Below are 20,871 nucleotides of genomic sequence, written 5' to 3' on the forward strand. Positions count from 1 at the left end.
TTGTTGACGCCCGCAGGTCTTGATCATGGCGAAGACCTCCGGTGTGGTGGAGGTGTCTAGGCTTCACCGCACAACGGAGGTCTTCGTGTCCCACCGTAATGCCCGGCTGACCGTGCACGGCAGGCGGTTGCTGGTCGAACGTGTCCGCTCGGGGTTTCCGGTAGCGCATGTGGCTGCCCAGATGGGCGTCTCGCGCACCACCGCGCACAAGTGGATACGCCGGTTCGCTGCAGAGGGCGATACCGGCCTGGCCGACCGCTCCAGCCGCCCGCACCACCTGCCGAACCGCACACCGCCGGGCGTTGAGGCCCGCATCTGCGCCTTGCGGGCCGAGCGCAAACTCGGGCCTGCTCGCATCGGCCCGATCCTGGGTATGCCGCCCTCCACCGTCCACCGGGTCCTGACCCGCCATGGCCTGCACCGTCTGTCCTGGCTGGACCGGCCCACCGGCCGGCTCATCCGCCGCTACGAACGCAGCCGGCCCGGCGAACTTGTCCACGTCGATGTGAAGAAGCTCGGGCGCATCCCCGACGGCGGTGGCTGGCGCATCCACGGCCGGGAGGCGGCCCGGGCGGCCCGGCCGCAAAGCCGTCGCCGCACCGGCTACGACTACATTCACTCCGCCGTCGATGACCACACCCGCCTCGCCTACAGCGAGATCCATCCCGATGAGAAGGCCACCACGTGCGCTGCCTTCCTGCGCAGGGCGGCAGCCCACTTCGCCACGCTGGGCATCGACCGCATCGAACGGGTGCTGACCGACAACGCCTGGTCCTACCGCAAGAGCGACCTGTGGAAGCAAGCCCTGACCGATCTCGGCGCGGTCGGCAAGCGCACCCGCATCTACCGGCCGCAGACCAACGGGAAAGTGGAGCGCTTCAACCGCACCTTGCTCGATGAATGGGCCTACCTGCGGCCCTACGCCACCAACGACCAACGCGCCACAGCGCTGACAGACTTCCTCCACAGCTACAACCACCATCGCTGCCACACCGCACTCGAAGGCAAGCCACCGATCAGCCGTGTGAACAACGCATCAGGTCAATACAGCTAGCCCGCCAGAGAACGGGCCGCGTCCAGGGCGAGTGCCCACGGGTAGGTCCTCCGGTCGCCCTCCCCCGGCGGGTCCGGCTCGAAGCCGCCCTCGCCGAACAGCACGCGCACGCCTGCGTTCCGCAGCGTCTCAATGCTGGTGGCGAACTGCGGGTGTGTGGCGTAGGCGCTGTTGACGCACGGCATCATCACCAGCGGCCACTGCTTGCCGACGGCCTCGACCACGCGGCCCGTGACGAAGTTCGTCGTGAGTCCGAGAGCGCTCGTGTTGACGGTGTTGAGCGTCGCCGGTGCCAGGACCGTGACGTCCGCGCCGGGCCACACCTCGCGCTCGTCGAATTTGCGCGGAGTGCTGCGCACCGGGTGCCCGGTCTGCTCCTCGAGCGCGGACACTTGCCCCTCCATCCATTCGGCGGCCGTGGGCGTGAGTCCGACGCATACGGTCCAGCCACGGCTCTGCGCACGCCGGACGATGTCGACGAGGTCGACCACCGGCGGCGCGGCGGAGGCCAGGAGGTGCAGCACAGGGGAAGCCATGCGGATATCCCACCACAGCGGACCGCACCCGGACCTGCTTGCAGGATGAGCCCATCGCTGCCTTGCACCCGGGGCAGCGGCGTCGCACGCGGGCAACCCCGGCCGGAGTCCGACGGCACGCCCACCGCGCCGAAGGGTTCCGGTGGGTGATGGACTCCGCTCCGGGTCCGGTTTCTCCGGAGGCGCCGGGCAGAGCGGGCGCGGCGCCGTCCTGGACGTACAGGACGTACCGGGTCACCCCCGTCACTCCCCGCTGAGCGTTACGGTCGAAAGTAGAGGAAGGGGGACATCATGGCGTCCCGGATGCTGCACGACAGCGCGCTGAACGAGCTGCGCAAGAAGTTCACGGGCGAGATCCTCACGCCCGACGACCCGGCCTATGAGGGGACCCGGCCCGTCTTCAACGCCATGATCGACCGCTCCCCCGCCGTGATCGCCCTGCCCCGCAACGAGGCCGAGGTCGCCCGGGCCCTCGCGTACGGCCGAGAGGAAGGGCTGCAGATCGCCGTGCGCGGCGGAGGTCACAGCGTTGCGGGCAACTCGATCTCCGACGGGCTGGTGGTGGATCTGCGCCATATGAACAGCGTCACCGTCGACCCCGGTGCCCGCACCGTGCGTGTGGGCGGCGGTGCCACCATGGCCGACCTCGACGGGGCGACTCAGCCCTACGGACTGGCCACGACCGGTGGGCGGGTCTCGACGACCGGCGTCGGCGGCTTCGTTCTCGGCGGAGGCTCGGGCTGGCTGGAGCGGGAGTTCGGCCTGGCCTGCGACAATCTGCTGGCCGTCGAGCTCGTGACCGCAGACGGTGAGCTCGTACGGGCCACCGGTCACAACAACCGCGAACTCTTCTGGGCGTTGCACGGCGGCGGGGGCAACTTCGGCGTGGCGACGTCCATGACACTGCGACTGCATCCGCTGCCGGCGCTGACCGCCGCACTGCTGATATGGCCGGCGGCTGCCGGACCCGAAGTCGTGCGCGCCTACCGGGACTTCATGGAGGCCGCGCCGGATCAGGCCGGAGGAGGGCTGATCTATCTCACGGGTGGCGAGGAACCCCCCGTCCCGGAGGATCTGGTGGGGAAGCTCGCGTGCGCGTCGTTGATCACGTACACGGGCCGGGAGGCGGAGGCCCGTGACGTCATGGCTCCCATGCTACGCCTCGGGCACACGGGCGAGCTGATCGAGCAGATGCCCTACGCGCAGGTGCAGCGCATGCTGGACGACCCGCCCGGCTACCGCAACTACTGGTCCGCGGAGCATCTCGACGCCTTCCCCGACGAGGCTGTCGGCCTCTTCTGCGCGCGGGCTCACGACATGGTTGTGCCCTCACCGTCGCAGCACGTGCTCTTCCCGCAGGGCGGCGCGGTCGCCCGGGGCGCGGAGCTGTATCCGCTGCCCTGGCGCAGCGCCGCGTGGACGGTGCATCCGTTCGGTCTCTGGGAGGATCCCGCTGACGACGCCAGGGCGAAGGAGTGGGCCCGTGGCCTGCGCGAGGACATGAGGCCCTGGGCGAGCGGCGCCGTCTATCTGAACTTCATCGGCCAGGAGGGCCGGGACCGGGTCGTCGCCGGTTTCGGGCCGGAGAACTACCGGCGGCTGGCGGCGGTCAAGGCGCAGTACGACCCGGAGAACGTCTTCCGGCTCAACCACAACATCACGCCGGCGGCCTGAACGGTCTCGGCTCTCCGCCCGGCTGCCCGGTCACAGGGTGCAGGCCCGGGTCACTGCTCGTCGAGGGCCGCGCCGAGCAGCCGGCGAGTACCTTCCTCGACGTGGTCGGCGTAGTAGTCGTAGAGCGCCTGCCGCCCCAGGCGGGCGGCAAGCTCGGCGTCGCCGTCGCGGATCGCCGCCAGGACGTGCCGGTGGTGGGTGATGGAGCGCTCCATCCACACGGTCGTCTCACTTGCGGCCGCGATCTTCCCCTCGATGACTTCGACGACGGCGTCGTGCACGGCACGTGCGCACAGCCCGAGCAGCGAATTGTGGCTGGCTTCGGCGACCGCCTGGTGGAAGAGCGCATCGGCCTCGCTGAAGGCGTGCAGACCGGCTTCGTCGGCGCTCAGCGCCTCCATCCGCCGGATCTGCTCCTCCATGCGCTCCAGGTCGCTCTCACTGTGCAACCGGGCCGCGAGCCTGTTGCTCTCGGCTTCGAGCACCATGCGGAACTGCACGAGTTCGCCGAGTGTCGACAGGTGGGAGCGGGCGAGGCGTCCGAGTGTCCGGCTGAGGTTGTCCGGCGTGACACCCAGGACCTCGGCGCCCAGTGGATCTCCCGGGCGGGAGCGCACCAGCCCCGCGGACTGCAATACGCGCAGGGCTTCGCGGACCGTGGAGCGTCCGACGGCGAACTGACTGACCAGCTCGCGCTCCCCCGGCAGCCGTGACCCGGGCGGCAGGTCGCCGCTCAGGATGCGCTCCTCGATCTGCTCCGCGACACGCTGGTACGCGCGCACCGGCTCCACCGGACGGAAGACGGCTCCCTCGGCGGACATGCTTTCCCCTCGTCGTCCCGGTCGATTGCGGCTCTGCTGCTCACGGAGACAGGCACGGTCCGGAAGGACGAGCGCCGTCTTCCCCCTTGACCGACGCGTGAGCGTGCTAGGAGAGTACGGGAAATCAACTGGTCTGACCAGTCGCCCTGGTGCTCTGGCCAGCACTCATGGAGGTCGCGCATGCATTCCGGTCCCGGTGCCGGTCCCGACACAGGTCCCGATGCAGCTCCCGCTGCTCCACCGCTTCCGGCGGTCGACGCGGAGGCCGCTGTCCGTCTCACCCGCGACCTGGTGCGGCTGCGCACAGTGAGCGATGCGGGTGCGCAGGACGTGGAAGGGCCGGCGGTCCGCCTTCTCGCAGCTCTGTTCACGGAGTTCGGCTGGGAGCACGAGGTGACCGAGGTCGCGCCTGGCCGTACGAACCTCGTCGCGTTCGTCGAGGGCGGCGGGGGTGACGGGCCGACGCTGATGTTCGAGGGCCATACCGACGTCGTGACGGAGGGGCGCGAGGAGGACTGGAGCGTCGATCCGTACGGCGGGGAGATCCGCGACGGCAGGCTGTGGGGTCGCGGCTCCGCCGACATGAAGTCCGGTCTGGCGGCGATGATCCACGGCGTGCGGGCCCTGGAGCTGGCCGGCCCGTTCCCCGGACGGATCGTGCTGGGGGTGCTGTGCGACGAGGAGGGGATGATGCTCGGCGCCAAGGCGTTCGCGGCCTCGCCGCACGCCGCCGCGGTGGACGGGGTCATCGTCTGCGAGCCCGAGGGGTACGAGGTGTGTACCTCGGCCCGGGGCGGCATCCGCATCCGCCTCGCTCTCACCGGGGTGATGGCACACGGGGCGATGCCGCAGGAGGCGCGTTCCCCCCTGGTCGCCGGGGCACGGATCGTCGAGGCGCTGGCCGGTGTCGAGGAGTGGGCGGTGCGGCGCTTCGGCACCCACCCGCACGCCGGCTCGGTGACCGTCACTCCGACCGTGCTGCACGCCGGGGACCCGGGCCAGCTGAATGTCATCCCGGCACACGGCATGGTCGGCGTCGATGTGCGGACGGTCCCGGGAACGGACCATGAGGAGCTGATCGGAAGGGTGCGGCAGGCGGCCGACGACGCCGCCGGCACCGTGGGAGTGACGGTCGAGCTGACCGTCGTCGACGACCGGCCCGCCATCGAGATCGACGAGAACCACCCCGTCGTGACGGCGCTGGTGTCGGGGCACCGCGACGAGCACGGCTCACCGCCAGCCTTCGGGGCGGTTCCCGGCACCACGGACGGGACCGTCCTCACGCGGGACGCCGGGCTGCCGACCGTCGTCTACGGGCCGGGCGGCAAGTGGATCGCGCACCAGAAGGACGAGTACGTCGAGGTGGCGGAGATCGGTGAGTACGCAAGGGTCTACGCGGCGGCGGCCCGGCACTTCCTGACGGCCGGAGCGAAGGGGGGCCCGCGGTGACCCCCGCTCCCGGTCCGGGCCGTTCCGCGCATGCGGCCGCGCTCCCGGAGGGCCTGACCGATTCGCTTCCCGTCGGCGACGACCGGGTGCCGGCCTCCCTCAGTGAGCCGGTGCGGTTCCCCTACGACGGCAGCGAAGTCGCTCTCGCCCCGGTCGGCGACGCGGCGCTCGCCCGGCGGGCGGCCGGGCACGCCGCGGAGCTGCGCAGGCAGGTCGCCAAGCTGCCCACGCGGGTGCGCAGGCAGGTTCTCGCCGGTGTCGCCGCCGCGCTGGAGGAAGTCGCCGGCGGCATGGAGGACCTGCTCGTGCTGGAGACGGGCAAGCCCCGCGCGGACTGCCGCACCGAGGTGGTGCGGGCAGTGGCCACCTGGGAGGCCGCGGCCGGCGAGGTCTTCCACGTGCACGGTGAGACGGTGCCGTTGGACGGGCTGGCTTCCGGCGACGGCATGACGGGGTTCTGGACGAGGCGTCCCGTCGGTGTCGTCGTGGGCGTAGCCGGCTTCAACTACCCGATGATGCTGGCCTCGCACAAGATCGCCCCGGCGATCGCCGCGGGCTGCCCCGTCATCGTCAAGCCCGCTCCGGCGACACCACTGGCCACACTGTGGCTGGTCCGTCTCGTACGGGAGCAGCTCACGGCCGCGGGCGCGCCGGCGGGCGCGGTGCAGCTGGTCACCGGCGACGCCGCGGTGGGGGAAGCCCTGACAACGCATCCGCAGGTGGCGGCTGTCTCCTTCACGGGGTCCGCCGAGATCGGGCACCGTATCGCCCGCCAGGCGGCGCCCCGCAGGGTTGTTCTGGAACTGGGCTCCAACGCGGCGCTCGTGGTGGCCGAAGATGCCGACCTCGACGCTGCGGCCGACGCCGTCGTGCGCGGCGGTTTCTACGCCTCGGGCCAGGCGTGCATCTCGGTTCAGCGGGTGATCGCCGTGGAGCAGGTCGCCGGAGACCTGGAGCGGCGAATCGCGGAGCGGCTGCCGCACGTCGTCGTCGGTGATCCGCGAGACGAGGACACGCGCGTCTCGGCGCTCATCGACGAGGCCGCCACGGACCGGGTGTGCTCGTGGATCGAGCGTGCCCGCACGGCGGGGGCACGGGTGGTGCACGGCGGTGAGCGCAGCGGCCGGTGCGTCACACCGGCGCTGCTGACCGGTGTGCCCGACGGTGAACCCGCCTGGGACGAGGAGATCTTCGGTCCGGTGGTGTGTCTGCGGGCAGTGCCGGACCTGGATGCGGCGTACGCGACGGTCAACGCCAGCCGATACGGGCTGCACGCGGCGGTCTTCACCCGGGACCTGGGCGCGGCGTTCGAGGCCGTGGAGGAACTGGAGACCGGAGGCGTGGTGATCAACGACGTGCCCGGCTACCGCTGCGACATCGCGCCGTACGGCGGTGTGAAGGACTCCGGCACGGGCCGCGAGGGACCGCGGTTCGCGATCGAGGAGATGACGGTGACGCGGATGGCGGTGTTCCGCCGGTGACCGCCGCGCACGGCAGGACAGAGGAGGCTTCAGTGGCGTACGCGGACCTGTTCCGGCTCGACGGCAGGCGGGTGGCGGTGGTCGGCGGAGCCAGCGGAATCGGCAGGGAGTCGGCGCGGGCGCTGGCCGCGCAGGGCGCCGAAGTGCTGGTCGCCGACGTCGACTTGCGGGGCGCCGAGGAGACGGCGAGGCTCGCCGCCGGTGAGCGGCCGGCGCCCGGTTCCCGTACGGGTCCGGTCAGCGTGCACCACCTCGACGTGCTGGACGAGGGTGCCGTGCGCAGCGCCGTGGCCGGGTGGGGCCTCCTTGACGGTCTCGTCGTCACCGTGGGCGCCAATGTGCGCAAGCGGATCGCGGACTACACGCTCTCCGACTTCGACCGGGTCGTCTCGCTGAATCTGCGGGCGTACCTGACGCTCGTGCAGTCGGTGGCACCGGCGATGGCCGAGCGCGGCCGGGGCAGTGTGGTGGGTCTGGCGTCGATGCGGGCCTTCCAGGTGGAGGCGGGGCAGAGCGTCTACGCCGCCTCGAAGGCGGGGCTGGTTCAGCTGCTGCGTACCGCTGCCGCGGAGTGGGGGCCGCGCGGGGTGCGTTTCAACGCCGTCGCGCCGGGCGTGGTGCGCACTCCGCTGACAGATCAGATCGCCGCCGATCCCGAGTGGTACGACGCCTATGCGCAGGCGTCGGCACTCGGACGGTGGGCGGGGCCGGAGGAGATCGCGGGCGCCGTGACGTACCTCGTCTCCGACGCCTCGACGTACGTCACGGGCAGCGTCCTGGCCGTGGACGGCGGCTGGACCGCGGTGGACGGCCGCTACGAACCGTCCGTGTGACGGGTTCCTGCGGCGGCCCGGGGCCCGGGCAAGCGAGCAGAGCACAGAGCGCCACAGAAGGAGAGATATGTCCGACAGCCTCCCAGACGCGGAGCAGGAAGGCGCGGGCCGGCAGGCCCGGCTGCCCTTCCGTGCCCTGCCCGCCGCCGACAGGCGCCGCCGTTCGCTGTGGCTGCTGGCCGTGCCGGGGGTGCTGTACTGCGCGGCGCCTGTCGTTGCCAACAGCATCGAGCCGCGCATCCTCGGGTTGCCGTTCCTGCTGGCGTGGATCATCATGGCGTCCCTCGTGAGTCCCCTGATCATCTGGCTCGCGGCCCGCCTCGACCCGGCCTACCGGGCGGACGCGCTGGAGCCGATACCCGCGGACGACGCCGACGACGTCCCCGGCGGGGCCGCAGCGGCCACCGGGGAGCGCGGAACGGCCGGAGGTGCGGCATGAGTTCCTCCGCAGCGACGGCGACGACGATCTTCGGGCTGGCGATGGTGGCGACCATCGTCGTGGGACTGCTCAGCGCACGCGGCCGCGACAAGGGCCTGGCGGAGTGGTCGGTATCCAGCCGCGGTCTGGGCGTGCTGTTCATCTGGCTGCTGATGGCCGGGGAGACCTACACGAGCTTCTCCTTCCTTGGCACGGCCGGCTGGTCGTTCTCCATGGGTGTGCCGATCCTTTACCTGGTGGCGTACCTGACGACGGGCTTCGCCGTGGCGTACGTGGTGGGACCCGCCCTGTGGACGTACGCGAGCCGTCACCGGCTGATCTCGATAGCCGACATGGCCGAACACCGCTTCCGTTCCCGGCCGTTGGGGATGCTCGTCGCGGTGGTCGCGACCGTCTTCATCGTCCCCTACATCCAGGTGCAGATTCAGGGCATGGGCGTCGTGGTCAACGCCATGACGTACGGCAGCATCGATCTGCGTGTGGCGGCGGTCATCTCCTTCGTCGTCGCCGAGGTGTTCATCCTGATCTCCGGTCTGCGCGGCTCGGCGTGGGTCAGCGCCCTCAAGGATGTCCTGGTGATCGCGGTGGTGGTCTTCCTCGCGGTGTACGTTCCCGTCCATTTCGTTGACGGACTGGGCGACTTGATGCACCGGATGGTGACGGAGAAGCCGGAGTGGCTGACCTTCCCCGGCCACGAGTCGGGCGGCCTCGACGGTACGTGGTTCGTCACGACCCTTCTGCTGAACGCCGTGACCATCACGATCTTCCCGACGACGGTTGCCGGCTATCTCAGTGCCAGGTCGCCGAATGCCCTGCGGCGCAACGCCGTTCTGCTGCCCTGGTACCAACTGCTGCTGTTCATACCGATGATGGTCGGCGCGACTGCGCTGTTCGTGGTGCCGAACCTAGAGAACCCGGATCTGGCTCTGTTCGCACTCGTCACCGAGGCGCTGCCCGCTCCCCTGGTCGCGGTCATCGGTGTGGCGGGGGCGCTCTCGGCGATCGTGCCGATGAGTGTGTTCATGCTGGCCATCGGCACGTTGTGGGGCCGCACCCTGCTGGGCGGCGGCAACGGTGCCGACCCGCGCAGCCGCCGCAGCGGCTCGGCACCGGCCGACGACATCCGCACGAAACGGCTCTCGCAGCTGGTGTGTCTCCTGGCGGGGCTGCTGGCGCTGGCGGGGGCACTGTTCTTCCCCAACACGCTCGTCCAGCTGTCCGTTCTCTCCTACGAGGGGCTGGCGCAGCTGGTTCCCGCCGTGCTGCTGGCGCTGTACTGGCGCCGCATGCCGACGTCCGCGGCGGCCGCCGGAATGCTGGTGGGCCTGACGGTGATGACGCTGCTGTGGGCCACCGACAACGACCCGCTGAACGGCATCAACGGCGGCATCATCGCTCTGGCGGCGAACCTCGCCGTGACGGGCGCCGTCACCGCGCTGCGTCCCGCCGCGGGCGGGCCGCCCGCGGGCCGTCGGGAGTCGGCGCAATCAACAGCCGCCCATCCGGCGCCCGTTGCGGGGGAGGTCACATGACCACGGTGCTCGACGAGCTGCGTCCCGTGCTCTACCGCGCCGCCCGCGTGGTCAGCCAGCAGGCGCGCGGAGGCCCCGAGCCGGAGGCAGTCGCCGCCGCCGGCGGGCGGATCACCGCCACGGGCACGGTGTCGCAGCTGCGGGAGCGCTTCCCCGGCGCCGAGGAGGTCGACTTCGGCGACGCGGCGCTCGTGCCCGGACTCAACGACGCGCACATCCATCTCGCCATCGCCGCCGAGGACTTGCTGCATCTCGACCTGTCGGCCGGAGCCGTCTCCGGCGTCGAGGATCTTCTCGGCCAGGTACGGGCCGAGGCGGCGCGGGCGGCTCCCGGGGAATGGATTCGCGGAAGCCGCTACGACGACACGAAGACGGGACCTCTCACCCGCTGGGACCTGGACCGGGCGGCGCCGGGCCACCCCGTGCTCGTCGTGCAGGTCGCGGGCCACTGGGGAGTCGCCAACTCCGCGGCACTGCGGGCCCTGCACATCGACGAGGACTCCGTCCCGCCGGACGGCGGCGACTTCGGACGGGACGCGGACGGACGACTCGACGGACGGCTCGTCGAACGGGCCCTGATGAACGTCGTCTATCCCGCCACGGCTCGTGGTGGCGCCTCGCCGCTGCGGCCCAGCTCACCGCAGGAGAAACTCCGCGGCCTCACACGCGCACAGCAGCAGTGGCACGCGGCCGGGCTGACGTCGGTGTGCGACGCCCTGATCGCTCCGGAGGACATCGCTCTGCTGCGGCAGGCCCGCGCCCGTGGCGAACTGACCCTGCGCGTGGGCATGTTGCTCTCCATCGACCACTACGCTGCAGCGCAGGCCCTGGGTGTCGGAAGCGGTTTCGGCGACGACATGCTGCGGATCGTCGGCGTGAAAGCCTTCACGGACGGTGCGATCGGCGGCCGTACCTGCCTGCTGGCAGAGCCCTACGCGGACTCGGACGACCACGGTCTGCAGACGACACCGACCGAGGAGCTGTTCTCGCAGGTCCGCACCGTGCACCGCGACGGCAGCCGCATCGGTGTGCACGCGAACGGGGACGCGGCGATCCGTCTCGTCCTCGACGCGTTCGAAGCGGCGCAGCGGGAGATGCCCCGGCCCGGACTGCGGCACCGCATCGAACACTGCAGCATCGTCGACGCGGAGATCCTGACGCGGATGCGTGAACTCTCGGCGGTCGCCGTGCCGTTCGCGGGTTACGCGGCATACCACGGGGGTGCGCTCAACCGCTGGTACGGCCCGGACCGCGCCGAGCGGATGTTCGCGCACCGTTCCTTCCTGGACGCCGGTGTCACGGTGGCGGGCTCGTCGGACTACCCGTGCGGTCCCTACCAGCCGCTGCTCGGAATCCAGTCGATGGTCACCCGCGAAGGCATGGACGACGGTGTGACTGTCGGCGCCACGCAGCGGATCAGCGCGGAGGAGGCGCTGGCGGTCTTCACACTCGGCTCGGCCGAGGCCGAAGGCACCGCCGGACGGAAAGGGCGTCTGGAACCCGGATACCTTGCCGACTTCACCGTCCTGGGCGAGGACATACTCACCGCGGAGCCCCACGACATCGCGTCGGTGCCGGTCCGGGCCACCTACGTGGGGGGTGAGTGCGTCCACGAGGCATGAGCTCGGGCGCAATATCCGCGGTACAGGACCTGGTGGAAGGGCCGGGCGGCCCGAAGGGGCCGCCCGGCCCTTCTGCTCCCCCGCCTGCCCTTCCTCACTGGGTGCGCGGCTGGAGCGGCGGGTCGACGCAGCGCGACGGCTCCAGGCGGTCGGCGAGGGATCGCAGCGTCCGTGCGAGCCTCTTCCGCGACCGGTGTGTCTTCGGCGGCTTCTCCTGGTCGGGGACGACTGGTGCGTCGGGCAGCGCGGAGTGTGCGATGTGCCGGGTGGCGTCCGCGACGAGGGGCCCTTCTATCGGGATCATTTCCTCTCCTTTCGGATGAGCGGTTCGGATTCGGCCGGGTGTGGCCGATCTGGTCGCGTGCACGGAGGGAAGGCCTGGGCAAAGCCGTGCACAGGGGCCAAGTCGTCCTGTTCTCCCGCGAATCGGGAACTTCCGGGACCGGGCGGGCCGGGGATCGGCGTCGGCCGAGGGTCGTGGTGGGCTGAGGCGGGGTCGTCCGGGTCAGTGGGGTGCGGGGCCGGTGGTGGCGCGTACGACCAGTTCGGTGGGGAGCTTGATGCGGGGCACCTTCTCCTCCTCCCGCGGTTCGAGCAGCAGCCGCCCGGCGATGCGGCCCTTCTCCCCCATGGGCTGGCGCACCGTCGTCAGCCGGGCCCGCTCCGCCTCGGGGACGTCGTCGAAGCCGGCCACGGAGATGTCGCGCCCCACGACGAGCCCTCGCTGCTCGCACGCGTCGAGCACCCCGAGCGCGAGTACGTCGCCGATCGCGAGCACGGCGGTGGGCCGCTCGGCGACATCGAGGCAGTGGGAGGCCGCGGAGGCCGCAGCGGAGCGGGAGTTGCGGCCCGCGGCGACGACGCGGACGCTCCGCCAGTCGACTCCCACCTCGTCCAGGGCGTCGCGGTAGCCGGCGAGACGGCCGCGCAAGTCCCCGCAGTCGGAGGCGAGTTGCTCCTCCACGGTCGCGGGGCCCGAGGTGCCCGGTGCGACGACCTGATCGACCATCACCGCGATCCGCCGGTGGCCGAGCCGGACGATGTGCTCAGCGGCGAGCCGCGCCGAAGCCCGTTCGTCGATGCCGACGTACGGGATCGAGGGATCGTCCCTCTCGTCGGTGGTCACCATCGGCAGGCCCCGTGCCCGGATCAGTGCCTTGGCGGGATGGCCTACGGGCACGCAGTAGAGACAGAAACCGTCGACCACCGCGTTGCGTACGGCTGTTTCCGGATGGTCGGTGCCGGGCGGCACCGGAGCATCCCTGTCGGCCGTTTTCGGGCCGTAGGCACGGGGCGGCATGGGAATGAGGAGCAGGCCGGTTCCGGAGGCCTCCGCGACCTCGGCGACGCCTTGCAGGAAGCCGACGGAGTACGGATCGGCGAAAGCGTAGGAGAGGGTCTCCGTGAAGAGCAGCCCGATCGCTCCGGCCCTTCCCCGGCGCAGTGAACGTGCCGCCGCATCTGGACCGGGGTAGCCCAGGCGCCGGGCGGCGTCGAAGATCCGCTCGCGCAGGTCCTTGTTGAGCTGGTCGGGACGTCCGTAGGCGTTGGAGACGGTCGTCCGCGACACCCCGACCTCGTCCGCCACGGTCTGCAGCGTGGCCCGCTTTCCCCGCGACTCCATCGCCCCCACCTCCCCGCCCACCGTTCTTCTGTATCGATTAAGTCTGTATCGATACAGTAGCGGGGTACGCCAGGGACTGTCCAACTGTTTTTCTGCGGGCGGCTGGTTCAGGCCGCTTCGACGGCCTGCTTGATGCGCCGGCCGAAGTCGTCCGCGTCCTTGCGCGCGGCGTTCAGCGCGACCCCGGCGATCATCTTCCCGACGCCGTGGCCGGTCAGCGAGTTGAAGAGCCGCACACGCGTGCTGGATTCCCCTGCCGGTTCGAGGTCGTAGCCGCCCTCCTCCGCCGTCACCAGATTCTCCGAGGTCTCCGTCCAGCGGATCCTGGTGGGTGCCTCGAACTCCGTGATGCGGAACTCCCGGCGGGTGCGCACCCCCGCGTCCTTGACGGTGCTCCTGTACACAGTGCCCACCCCGGTCGGCCCGTCCGTCACCTTGACCATCTCCAGCACCCTGGGACTGAACTCGGGGTCGTTCTCGCCGTCGGCGAGGAAGGCGAAGACCTCCTCGATGGGACGATCGACCTCCGTGGTCACCTCGAACTGTCCGGCCATCGTCTCTCCCTGCCTCTGATCGCTCCCTCGCGGCCGACGCCGTTCAGGGCTGCTTGCGGGCCTGCTTGCCGGCCTTGCTCGCGGCGTCCCGTTCGGAACTGGCGCTCGCGGTGCTCAGCGAACCGCCGGCGCTCTCCAGGTGAGCACGGACGAACCACTGGAAGAGTTCGAGGCTGCGCAGCTGCTCGATGAGCATGTCCTGGGTGATCAGGTCGCTCTCTTCGGTGGCGCGCACCGCGCGCCGGTGGTCCTCGATGACCCCGCTGTAGACGAGGTCCAGGGCTCCGAGATGCTCGATGGCTTCGGCGCGGCCGATCGCGTAGTCCTGCCACTGCCGCTCGGCCACGAGAACACCCGGGGTGCCGTGCGGCGAACCGCCGAGGGTGGAGATGCGCTCCGCAGTGGTGTCGGTCATCTCCCGTACGGAGTCCACCTGCGGGTCCAGCATTTCGTGCACCGCGATGAAGTGCGGGCCCACCACGTTCCAGTGGATGTGCTTGAGGGTCAGGGCGAGATCGTTGAGAGCGTGCAGACGCATGGTCAGCAGCCGGATGACGTCTCCGCCCTCCTGCTGGGACATGCCGGGGACCGTGTAGTTCGGTTCGGGTGCGCTCCTTGGCACGGCTGACTCCCTCTCGGCATGGACGGTCCGCCCCGGGCCGGCGGCTTCCCCCCATGCCAACACCGCTCCCGCCCTCCCGCGCGCCGGGAGCGGCGCCGGTCCGCCATTCGGTACGCGCGAGGCCCCGGCTGCCCGTGCGCACCGGCGCCTTGTCACGTGCTGCCGGAGCAACGGTCAGGCGGGCGGCGCCGAGACACTGCGTACGAGCCGGCTGAGCCGCTGCTCGGCGGGCGGCGCCAGGTCCGCCTGGTCCAGGGCGGTGAGTGCGGCCGCGGTGAGCTGGCCGATGCGGGCCTCGACGGCGGCGACGGCACCCAGGCCGGTGAGCAGTTCCCGGATCCGCTGGAGCTCGTCGGTGCCCAGCTCCCGGTTGCCGAGCGCGGCGCGCAGCTGCTGCTCGGCCTCGTGCCTGCCGTGCGCGCGGGCCCGCTGCAGCGCGATGGCCACGAGATACGTGGAGGCACCGTCCCTGATGTCGTCGCCCGCCGGCTTGCCCGTCCGGGCGGGCCCTCCGAAGACACCGAGCAGGTCGTCGCGCAGCTGGAAGGCGACGCCGGCGCTGCGCCCGGCCCGGCGCAGCGCGGCGATGAGGTCGGCGTCGGCGCCCGCCATGGCCGCGCCCAGATGGAGAGGCCGCTCGACGGTGTAGAGGCCGCTCTTGAGGTAGGCGACCCGCAGCGACTCCTCGGGCGAGTCGACGCCGGTTCCCTGCCCGTACAGGTCCAGGTACTGACCGGCGATCGTCTCGGTGCGCATGGCCTGCCAGGCGGGACCGACGGCCCGCCTCGCCCTGCTGTCGAGCCCGGCGGTCTCGAACAGGTCGTCCGCCCACACCAGGGCGAGGTCCCCGGCGAGGATGGCGGCGGAGGCACCGAATGCGTCGGGGTTGCCGCGCAGGCCCGCCGCCCGGTGCTGGTTGGCGAAGGCGACGTGGGCGGCGGGCGCTCCCCGCCGCAGCAGCGACCCGTCCATCAGGTCGTCGTGGATGAGCGCACAGACCTGGATCAGTTCGAGTGCGGTGGCGACCTTGAGGACGGCCTCGGCGCCGGCTCCGTGGGACGCGCCGCCCGCGCCCCGCCAGCCCCACCACAGGAACGCGGGGCGGGTGCGTCTGCCGCCGCGCAGGACGACGTCGGCGAGCAGGTCGATGACGTCCTCGGCGAACCGGTCGCTGCTGCGGGCGGCCTCCTCGCGGCGCACCGCGATGTGCCGGGACAGCAGGGCCTCGATCACGGCCGCCGTGTCCTGGTCGGGGTCGAGGCCGAGCGTACGGACGTCCCGGACGTCCTGGTTCCCCTCGCGCACACGGGCGCTCGGCCGACGCTGCATGGCGGCTCCTTCCCGGGAGATCGGCCCGGCAGCGCAGGCACGCAGTTCGCGCTCACGGACGGTCAAGGAAGATGTACGAGGAGTTTTTCAGCCCTGCTGCCGGGGTGCACGTCCGCACCGTGCGCCTGCCGGACCGCCGTCCGTGGAGGCGTGCGCCCGTACGAGTCGCCGCCGCCGGTGTAGGCGGAGGCATTCACCGCAGCTGGGAGGGCACTCGCCTCCTGAAAGGCACGAAAGGTGTGAAAGGCGGCATACACCCATGTCGAGGGGCAGAAGGAGCGCGGGGCGCAACCGGCCGCGCTGGAGGACTCAGGGGAGCGCGGCGTTCGGCAGGGTCCGTCGCAAGCTCGCCGAAGGGACGCGCACCGTCGCGTGTACGGAGCCCGTCATCCCGTCGGCTTCCGGCTCCGCCGGCACTTCCGGTCAGGGCGGCGGAAGGCCGCGGACCGGTTCCACGGGGAGACCGCGCGGACGTACAGGCACCGGCGGCAGAGGGGGTTGCGACTCATGAGTGACATGAAGCAGCAGGACCAGCACGAGGCGCTCTTCGCCGACTTCGCCAGGGCCGTGAACATTCCCGCGGGCCAGCTCGAGCAGTGGCTGGATACCGAGCGGTCACGCAACGTGGGCCGGCACAAGGGCCAGCGCGAGAGTCACGGTCACGCCGTGGGCCGGCGCATAGTGCGGCTCCTGCGGACTCCGAGGGCGGACTTCACCGCGGACGACCTGATCCACATGCGCAGAGCGATCCATCACATCGACCGGCAGCTCAAGCACCGTCCGCGCGGCGACATCAGCGACACGGACTGGCGCTACGCACTCATGAACTGGGGCCACGACCCGCAGCGCTGACGGCACGGGCGGCCGGGGCGTCCGTGCGCGGCCCGGGCCGCGCCCCTCCGCCGGATGCTGCGATGCCGGGGCGGCGGAGCGACCATGGAGTCATGCTGCTCGCCGACATTGCCCGGACATCGAGGGAGATCACGGAAGTCTCCTCGCGCAAGGAGAAGGTGACGCTCCTGGCGGAGCTGTTCCGCGCCGCTTCGCCCGCTGAAGTGCCGGTGGTCGTCACGTACTTGGCGGGGCGCTTGCCGCAGCGCAAGACGGGGGTGGGCTTCCGTACCCTCGCCGAGTCCCATGTGCCCTCAGCCGAGGCGCGGTTGACGATCACAGGCGTGGACGCCGCGCTGGAGGAGATCGCCGCCGTGCACGGCAAGGGCGCCCAGGCCGAGCGGAAACGGCTCCTGGCGGCACTGATGTCGGCGGCGACCGAGGAGGAGCAGCGTTTCCTCTTCCGGCTGCTCACGGGCGAGTTGCGGCAGGGAGCGCTGGACGCCTTCGCCGTGGAGGGTCTGGCGGAGGCCGTATCTGTGCCTGCGGGTCAGGTACGGCGTGCGGTGATGTTCGGAGGCTCGCTCGGCGCGGTGGCACGTGCGCTCCTGGCCGAAGGGCCCTCGACGCTGGAGGCGTTCCGGCTGGAGACGGGCCGCCCGGTACAGCCCATGCTGGCGCAGAGCGCGAAGAACGTGCTGGAAGCCGTGGACCGGCTCGGTCCGTGCGCGGTGGAGGAGAAGCTCGACGGAATCCGGGTGCAGGTGCACAAGGACGGTGACAACGTCGGGATCTACACGCGCACCCTGGACGACATCACCGCCCGGCTTCCCGAACTCGCGGAGATCGTGACCGGGCTGGATGCGCAGCGGGCGGTGCTGGACGGAGAGGTGATCGCCCTGGGCGAGGAGGGCCGGCCGCGCCCGTTCCAGGAGGTCTCCCAGCGTGTGGGATCACATGTGGACGTGCCGACGGCGCGGGAGACGCTGCCGGTCACGCCGCGCTTCTTCGACGTGCTCTCCGTCGACGGGCGCGACCTTGTGGATCTTGACGCGGAACAGCGCCATGAGGCTCTCACGCAAGTCGTCCCCGAGTCCCTGCGGGTGCGGCGCATGGTCGTCCGTGATCCGCAGGCGGACGAAGAGCGCCGCGCCGCCGAGGAGTTCGCGCGGCGGGTTCTGGAGGAGGGCCATGAAGGCGTCATGGTCAAGGCGCTGGATTCCGCCTACAGCGCGGGGCGCAGGGGTGCCTCCTGGCTGAAGGTCAAGCCCGTCTTCACTCTCGACCTGGTGGTGCTGGCCGCCGAGTGGGGCCACGGTCGCCGCACGGGACGTCTGTCGAACCTGCATCTGGGCGCCCGGTGGCCGGACGGCTCGTTCGCGATGCTCGGCAAGACCTTCAAGGGGCTCACGGACGAGTTGCTGGCCTGGCAGACCGAACAGCTTCGCGGCATCACGGAGCGCGAGCATCCCTGGGGCGTGACGGTGCGGCCGGAGCTGGTGGTGGAGATCGCACTCGACGGGCTGCAGCGCTCCACCCGGTATCCGGCAGGGGTGACCCTGCGCTTCGCGCGCGTGGTGCGCTACCGGACGGACAAGCGGGCCGCGGACGCCGACACGGTCGACGACGTCCTCGCGCTCCAGCGGTAGCCGGACGGAGCGCGAGGACGCCGCCGGAGACCGGTCCATCGCTCCCACGGCCGAGGTGGCTTCAGAACAACGGTCGCGCCGGGGGCCGTTCAGCCGCGCGGGACGACCATCGAGAGGACCTTCGGCAGCGGGTACCAGTCGGAGGTCGTGAAACTCGCGTGCGAGGCGGCGAGTTGGGTGACCCGGTCACGGGCCTCCTGTTCACCCGGCTCGGTGTTGTCGATCTCCGGGGCGACTTTGTGCGCGTCGGTCATGATCGTGAGGTAGCCGTTCTCCTGGTACCAGGCGGTGTCGATGCCGCCGCCCGTGAACGTGGCGGCATCGCCGTCGAAGACGACGAACCAGGGGCGCAGGGCCTCGTCGTAGCGCTCCGTGCGGGGGTCGCCCTTCTCGGCGCCGTGCACCGCGGGGAAGGCGCCGGCCTCGCCGAGTGCGCCCTTGGCGGCGAGGTCCTTGAGGTGGGTGGCGTACTCCTCGTCCGTCCACAGGTGGTCGGCGGGGTTGTCCTCCTCGACGGTGCCCGGGATGAGTTCGAAGAGGAACTTGCCCGCCATGGCTTCCCGGCTGGGCCAGCCTGAAGTGCCCACGGCCTCGTCCAGGTTGGCGTGGGAGCCGGTGACGTCCGCGGGGCGGAAGAGCGCGTCACCCAGCTTCTCGCCGAGCAGCGCGTCGAGTTCGTCCGGACCGCGGTCCGCTTTGTCGTAGAAGCCGTCTTTCATCTCGACCTTGATGAGGACGGGCGGGTGGCCGGGGTGCGCATCGTGCCAGGCCCGGAGGTCGGCGAGGCAGCCGTCAAGGCTCCGGTCACGTTCCTTGGTGCGCAGCTCCTCCGCCGACGCCGCGTTCTCGCAGTTGTTGTCGTTGCCGGTCGGATTGCTGTGGGAGACGCGCCAGCCCTTGCCGAAGACGTTCGTCCACACGTCCAGTTCGAGGAGGGACGCGCCCGAGTCGAGCGCGTCCGCGAAGTACTCGTATTTGTCCTGCTCGTAGGCGTTGTGGACACCGACGCTCGTGGTGTCACCGTAGGTGGCGGCGGCAGCTTCCCCGGGCCCGGCCTGGGCCGTGACGGGAATGGCGAGCGCCGTGGCGGCGGTGACCAGGGCGGCCGTCGATATGGCGACGGCCAGGCGGGATCTGCTCATCGGCTGATTCCTTGGGGTGTGGGGGGTCCAAGAGACCATCAGCGTAGAGCGGTTGAGGCGCCTCGGTACGGTGCCCGGCGAAACTGCGCAGCAGGGAAGAGATCGGAGGCGGCGCGCCGGGGCCCCTTGCCTGAAGACCTTCCCCGGCAAGGGGCCCTGGGAGGGGGCGGGTTGACGGTCCGCTCAGCGGCGGCGGCGCTTCGAGCGGTCGAGGGCAGAGACACCGAGTGCTGCCAGAACGAGCTGTATCAGCCACTCGATCCAGTCGACTCCGTTGGTGTCACCCACGCCGAAGTACGTGGCTATCGCGGAGCCTATGAGGGCGGCCACGATGCCGACGCCGATGGTCAGGAGAATGCCGACGCGCTGACGGCCGGGCACAATCAGCCGCCCCAGTACGCCGATGATGATCCCGATCACGATGGCGCTGACGATGCCTGAGATCTCCATTATCTCCCCTTGAAGGTCGTCGTGTTGTCTCCTTCTGCCCGCATCCCGGGCCCGCACGCAGGGCTTTTCGCCCCGGCCGCCGTGCGGCGCCGGAGCAGCGCGTCCGGTGGCCGCCGGCTCGTGTCACCAGGGGCTGCGACACTGGCCGGTGTCCGTCGGGCCCGCGAGCGCAGCGTGTTGCACGGTCCGCGAGGAGTTGTCGTCACAGGAGGTCCGCAGTGGACGCGCTCATCCCGGCGCCCCCGTCGCGTCCGGCTCCCGGAGCGGTGCATCTGCCCGGGTGGCTCGGCCTCCGGGAGCAGCGTGACCTGGTGTCCGCCTGCCGGGAATGGGCGGCGGGCCCCGTGCCGCTGCGGCACACGAGGCTTCCGCGCGGCGGCGTGATGTCGGTCCGGACGGTGTGCCTGGGATGGCACTGGCAGCCCTACCGCTACACGCGCACCGCAGACGACGTGAACGGGCGCCGCGTCGCCGCCTTCCCCGACTGGCTGGCCCGGCTCGGCCGGCGGGCGCTCGCCGACGCGTACGAGGACGACGCGGCCGCCGGCGACTACGACCCCGACACAGCGCTGATCAACTTCTATGACGGCGCCGCCCGGATGGGCATGCACCAGGACAAGGACGAGAGGTCGCCGGCGCCGGTCGTCTCACTGAGCATCGGCGACACCTGCGTCTTCCGCTTCGGGAACACCGAGTCGCGGGGCAGGCCCTACACGGACGTCCAGCTCGCCTCGGGCGACCTGTTCGTCTTCGGCGGCCCGTCCCGCTACGCGTACCACGGCGTGACGAAGGTCTTCCCGGGCACGGGGACCGCCACGGGAATGGCGTCGGGAAGGCTCAACCTCACCCTCCGGGTGACGGGCCTGACGGATTGAGAAGGCGGCCGGGGCGCGGCTGCGCGGAAATCGCCGTCCGGCACGTATAGGTCGCGCGTTGCTGCTCACCCGGGCCTCATGGACGAGAAGTACCCCGATCCGGACGACCCCCGCCACACGCCAGGTCTGGAGCCGGGCGGACAGGTTCCGCCCGGTGAGACACCACCGGGCGAGGACAGCACGGGCGGCGCCGGCCCGGACGAGCGCCACAACCCGCCCAAGGGCTGGGCGAAGGCACCGGTGATCATTCTGGCGGTGCTCGTCGCCGTCTTCTTCATCTACTTCCTGGCCTGGGCGCTGGAGCTCTGAGCGAACTCCGCGCGGACTCTGCGGCGACCGCGGTGACGGCCGGCC

Annotated in this window: 21 protein-coding genes; 12 read left to right on the top strand and 9 right to left on the bottom strand. The window is 71.0% G+C overall.

Annotated elements, in window-relative coordinates:
• Positions 1-85 precede the first annotated feature (85 nt).
• Complete coding sequence (locus EV375_RS00490; protein WP_130297661.1) at positions 86-1,054, top strand: IS481 family transposase; 969 nt, start codon at positions 86-88, stop codon at positions 1,052-1,054.
• Here the strand turns inward: EV375_RS00490 and EV375_RS00495 are convergent.
• Complete coding sequence (locus tag EV375_RS00495; RefSeq protein ID WP_130297662.1) at positions 1,051-1,590, bottom strand: flavoprotein; 540 nt, start codon at positions 1,588-1,590, stop codon at positions 1,051-1,053. The genes EV375_RS00490 and EV375_RS00495 overlap by 4 nt on opposite strands.
• A 291-nt stretch (positions 1,591-1,881) precedes the next feature.
• Here EV375_RS00495 and EV375_RS00500 point away from each other — a divergent pair, with 291 nt between their 5' ends.
• Positions 1,882-3,264: an FAD-binding oxidoreductase gene (locus EV375_RS00500; RefSeq protein WP_130297663.1), complete on the top strand. Its 1,383-nt coding sequence runs from the start codon at positions 1,882-1,884 to the stop codon at positions 3,262-3,264.
• A 50-nt stretch (positions 3,265-3,314) separates the two neighbouring features.
• Here EV375_RS00500 and EV375_RS00505 read toward each other — a convergent pair whose 3' ends face one another.
• Positions 3,315-4,085 (bottom strand): FadR/GntR family transcriptional regulator, encoded by a 771-nt coding sequence (locus EV375_RS00505; RefSeq protein ID WP_130297664.1) that lies wholly within the window; start codon positions 4,083-4,085, stop codon positions 3,315-3,317.
• A gap of 180 nt (positions 4,086-4,265) precedes the next feature.
• On the opposite strand from EV375_RS00505, the gene EV375_RS00510 reads away from it, so the two are divergent.
• The 6 genes from EV375_RS00510 to EV375_RS00535 all read left to right on the top strand — a co-directional run bounded on the left by EV375_RS00510 (position 4,266) and on the right by EV375_RS00535 (position 11,441).
• Positions 4,266-5,534, top strand: a complete 1,269-nt coding sequence (locus tag EV375_RS00510) for a M20 family metallopeptidase (protein WP_130297665.1) — start codon at positions 4,266-4,268, stop codon at positions 5,532-5,534.
• Positions 5,531-7,015 (top strand): aldehyde dehydrogenase family protein, encoded by a 1,485-nt coding sequence (locus EV375_RS00515; RefSeq protein WP_486588204.1) that lies wholly within the window; start codon positions 5,531-5,533, stop codon positions 7,013-7,015. The genes EV375_RS00510 and EV375_RS00515 overlap by 4 nt, the downstream gene beginning before the upstream one ends.
• Positions 7,016-7,047: 32 nt before the next feature.
• Positions 7,048-7,848, top strand: coding sequence for an SDR family oxidoreductase (locus EV375_RS00520; protein ID WP_130297666.1), 801 nt, complete (start codon positions 7,048-7,050; stop codon positions 7,846-7,848).
• 67 nt (positions 7,849-7,915) lie between these two features.
• Positions 7,916-8,287 carry a DUF3311 domain-containing protein gene (locus tag EV375_RS00525; protein ID WP_130297667.1) on the top strand — a complete coding sequence of 124 codons (372 nt, stop codon included), beginning with the start codon at positions 7,916-7,918 and terminating at the stop codon, positions 8,285-8,287.
• Positions 8,284-9,819 (top strand): sodium:solute symporter family protein, encoded by a 1,536-nt coding sequence (locus tag EV375_RS00530; protein ID WP_130297668.1) that lies wholly within the window; start codon positions 8,284-8,286, stop codon positions 9,817-9,819. Before EV375_RS00525 ends, EV375_RS00530 begins: the two co-directional genes overlap by 4 nt.
• Complete coding sequence (locus EV375_RS00535) at positions 9,816-11,441, top strand: amidohydrolase (protein WP_130297669.1); 1,626 nt, start codon at positions 9,816-9,818, stop codon at positions 11,439-11,441. Before EV375_RS00530 ends, EV375_RS00535 begins: the two co-directional genes overlap by 4 nt.
• A gap of 94 nt (positions 11,442-11,535) precedes the next feature.
• Here EV375_RS00535 and EV375_RS00540 read toward each other — a convergent pair whose 3' ends face one another.
• The 5 genes from EV375_RS00540 to EV375_RS00560 form a co-directional block, all read right to left on the bottom strand.
• Positions 11,536-11,745, bottom strand: a complete 210-nt coding sequence (locus EV375_RS00540; protein WP_130297670.1) for a hypothetical protein — start codon at positions 11,743-11,745, stop codon at positions 11,536-11,538.
• Positions 11,746-11,946: 201 nt separating this feature from the next.
• Positions 11,947-13,065: a LacI family DNA-binding transcriptional regulator gene (locus EV375_RS00545; RefSeq protein ID WP_130297671.1), complete on the bottom strand. Its 1,119-nt coding sequence runs from the start codon at positions 13,063-13,065 to the stop codon at positions 11,947-11,949.
• A gap of 107 nt (positions 13,066-13,172) precedes the next feature.
• The gene (locus tag EV375_RS00550) at positions 13,173-13,619 is read right to left on the bottom strand and encodes an SRPBCC family protein (protein ID WP_130297672.1); all 447 of its coding nucleotides are present in this window, start codon (positions 13,617-13,619) and stop codon (positions 13,173-13,175) included.
• Positions 13,620-13,662: 43 nt separating this feature from the next.
• Positions 13,663-14,199, bottom strand: a complete 537-nt coding sequence (locus EV375_RS00555) for a Dps family protein (protein WP_130301506.1) — start codon at positions 14,197-14,199, stop codon at positions 13,663-13,665.
• 216 nt (positions 14,200-14,415) lie between these two features.
• The gene (locus EV375_RS00560; protein ID WP_130297673.1) at positions 14,416-15,570 is read right to left on the bottom strand and encodes a polyprenyl synthetase family protein; all 1,155 of its coding nucleotides are present in this window, start codon (positions 15,568-15,570) and stop codon (positions 14,416-14,418) included.
• 507 nt (positions 15,571-16,077) lie between these two features.
• Here EV375_RS00560 and EV375_RS00565 point away from each other — a divergent pair.
• Together EV375_RS00565 and EV375_RS00570 are read left to right on the top strand one after the other, a co-directional pair.
• Positions 16,078-16,422 (top strand): DUF3140 domain-containing protein, encoded by a 345-nt coding sequence (locus EV375_RS00565; protein WP_130297674.1) that lies wholly within the window; start codon positions 16,078-16,080, stop codon positions 16,420-16,422.
• Between the two features lie 92 nt (positions 16,423-16,514).
• Positions 16,515-18,050 carry an ATP-dependent DNA ligase gene (locus EV375_RS00570; RefSeq protein WP_130297675.1) on the top strand — a complete coding sequence of 512 codons (1,536 nt, stop codon included), beginning with the start codon at positions 16,515-16,517 and terminating at the stop codon, positions 18,048-18,050.
• 89 nt (positions 18,051-18,139) lie between these two features.
• On the opposite strand, the gene EV375_RS00575 is transcribed toward EV375_RS00570, so the two are convergent.
• Together EV375_RS00575 and EV375_RS00580 are read right to left on the bottom strand one after the other, a co-directional pair.
• Complete coding sequence (locus tag EV375_RS00575; protein ID WP_130297676.1) at positions 18,140-19,192, bottom strand: phosphatidylinositol-specific phospholipase C domain-containing protein; 1,053 nt, start codon at positions 19,190-19,192, stop codon at positions 18,140-18,142.
• Between the two features lie 183 nt (positions 19,193-19,375).
• Positions 19,376-19,642 carry a GlsB/YeaQ/YmgE family stress response membrane protein gene (locus tag EV375_RS00580; RefSeq protein ID WP_130297677.1) on the bottom strand — a complete coding sequence of 89 codons (267 nt, stop codon included), beginning with the start codon at positions 19,640-19,642 and terminating at the stop codon, positions 19,376-19,378.
• Positions 19,643-19,860: 218 nt separating this feature from the next.
• Here EV375_RS00580 and EV375_RS00585 point away from each other — a divergent pair, with 218 nt between their 5' ends.
• A complete protein-coding gene (locus EV375_RS00585; protein WP_130297678.1) occupies positions 19,861-20,517 on the top strand; it encodes an alpha-ketoglutarate-dependent dioxygenase AlkB in 657 nt (218 codons plus the stop codon).
• Between the two features lie 78 nt (positions 20,518-20,595).
• Positions 20,596-20,826: a DUF6480 family protein gene (locus EV375_RS00590; RefSeq protein WP_130297679.1), complete on the top strand. Its 231-nt coding sequence runs from the start codon at positions 20,596-20,598 to the stop codon at positions 20,824-20,826.
• The last annotated feature ends 45 nt before the right edge of the window (positions 20,827-20,871 follow it).

The organism is Streptomyces sp. CNZ301, assembly GCF_004217425.1.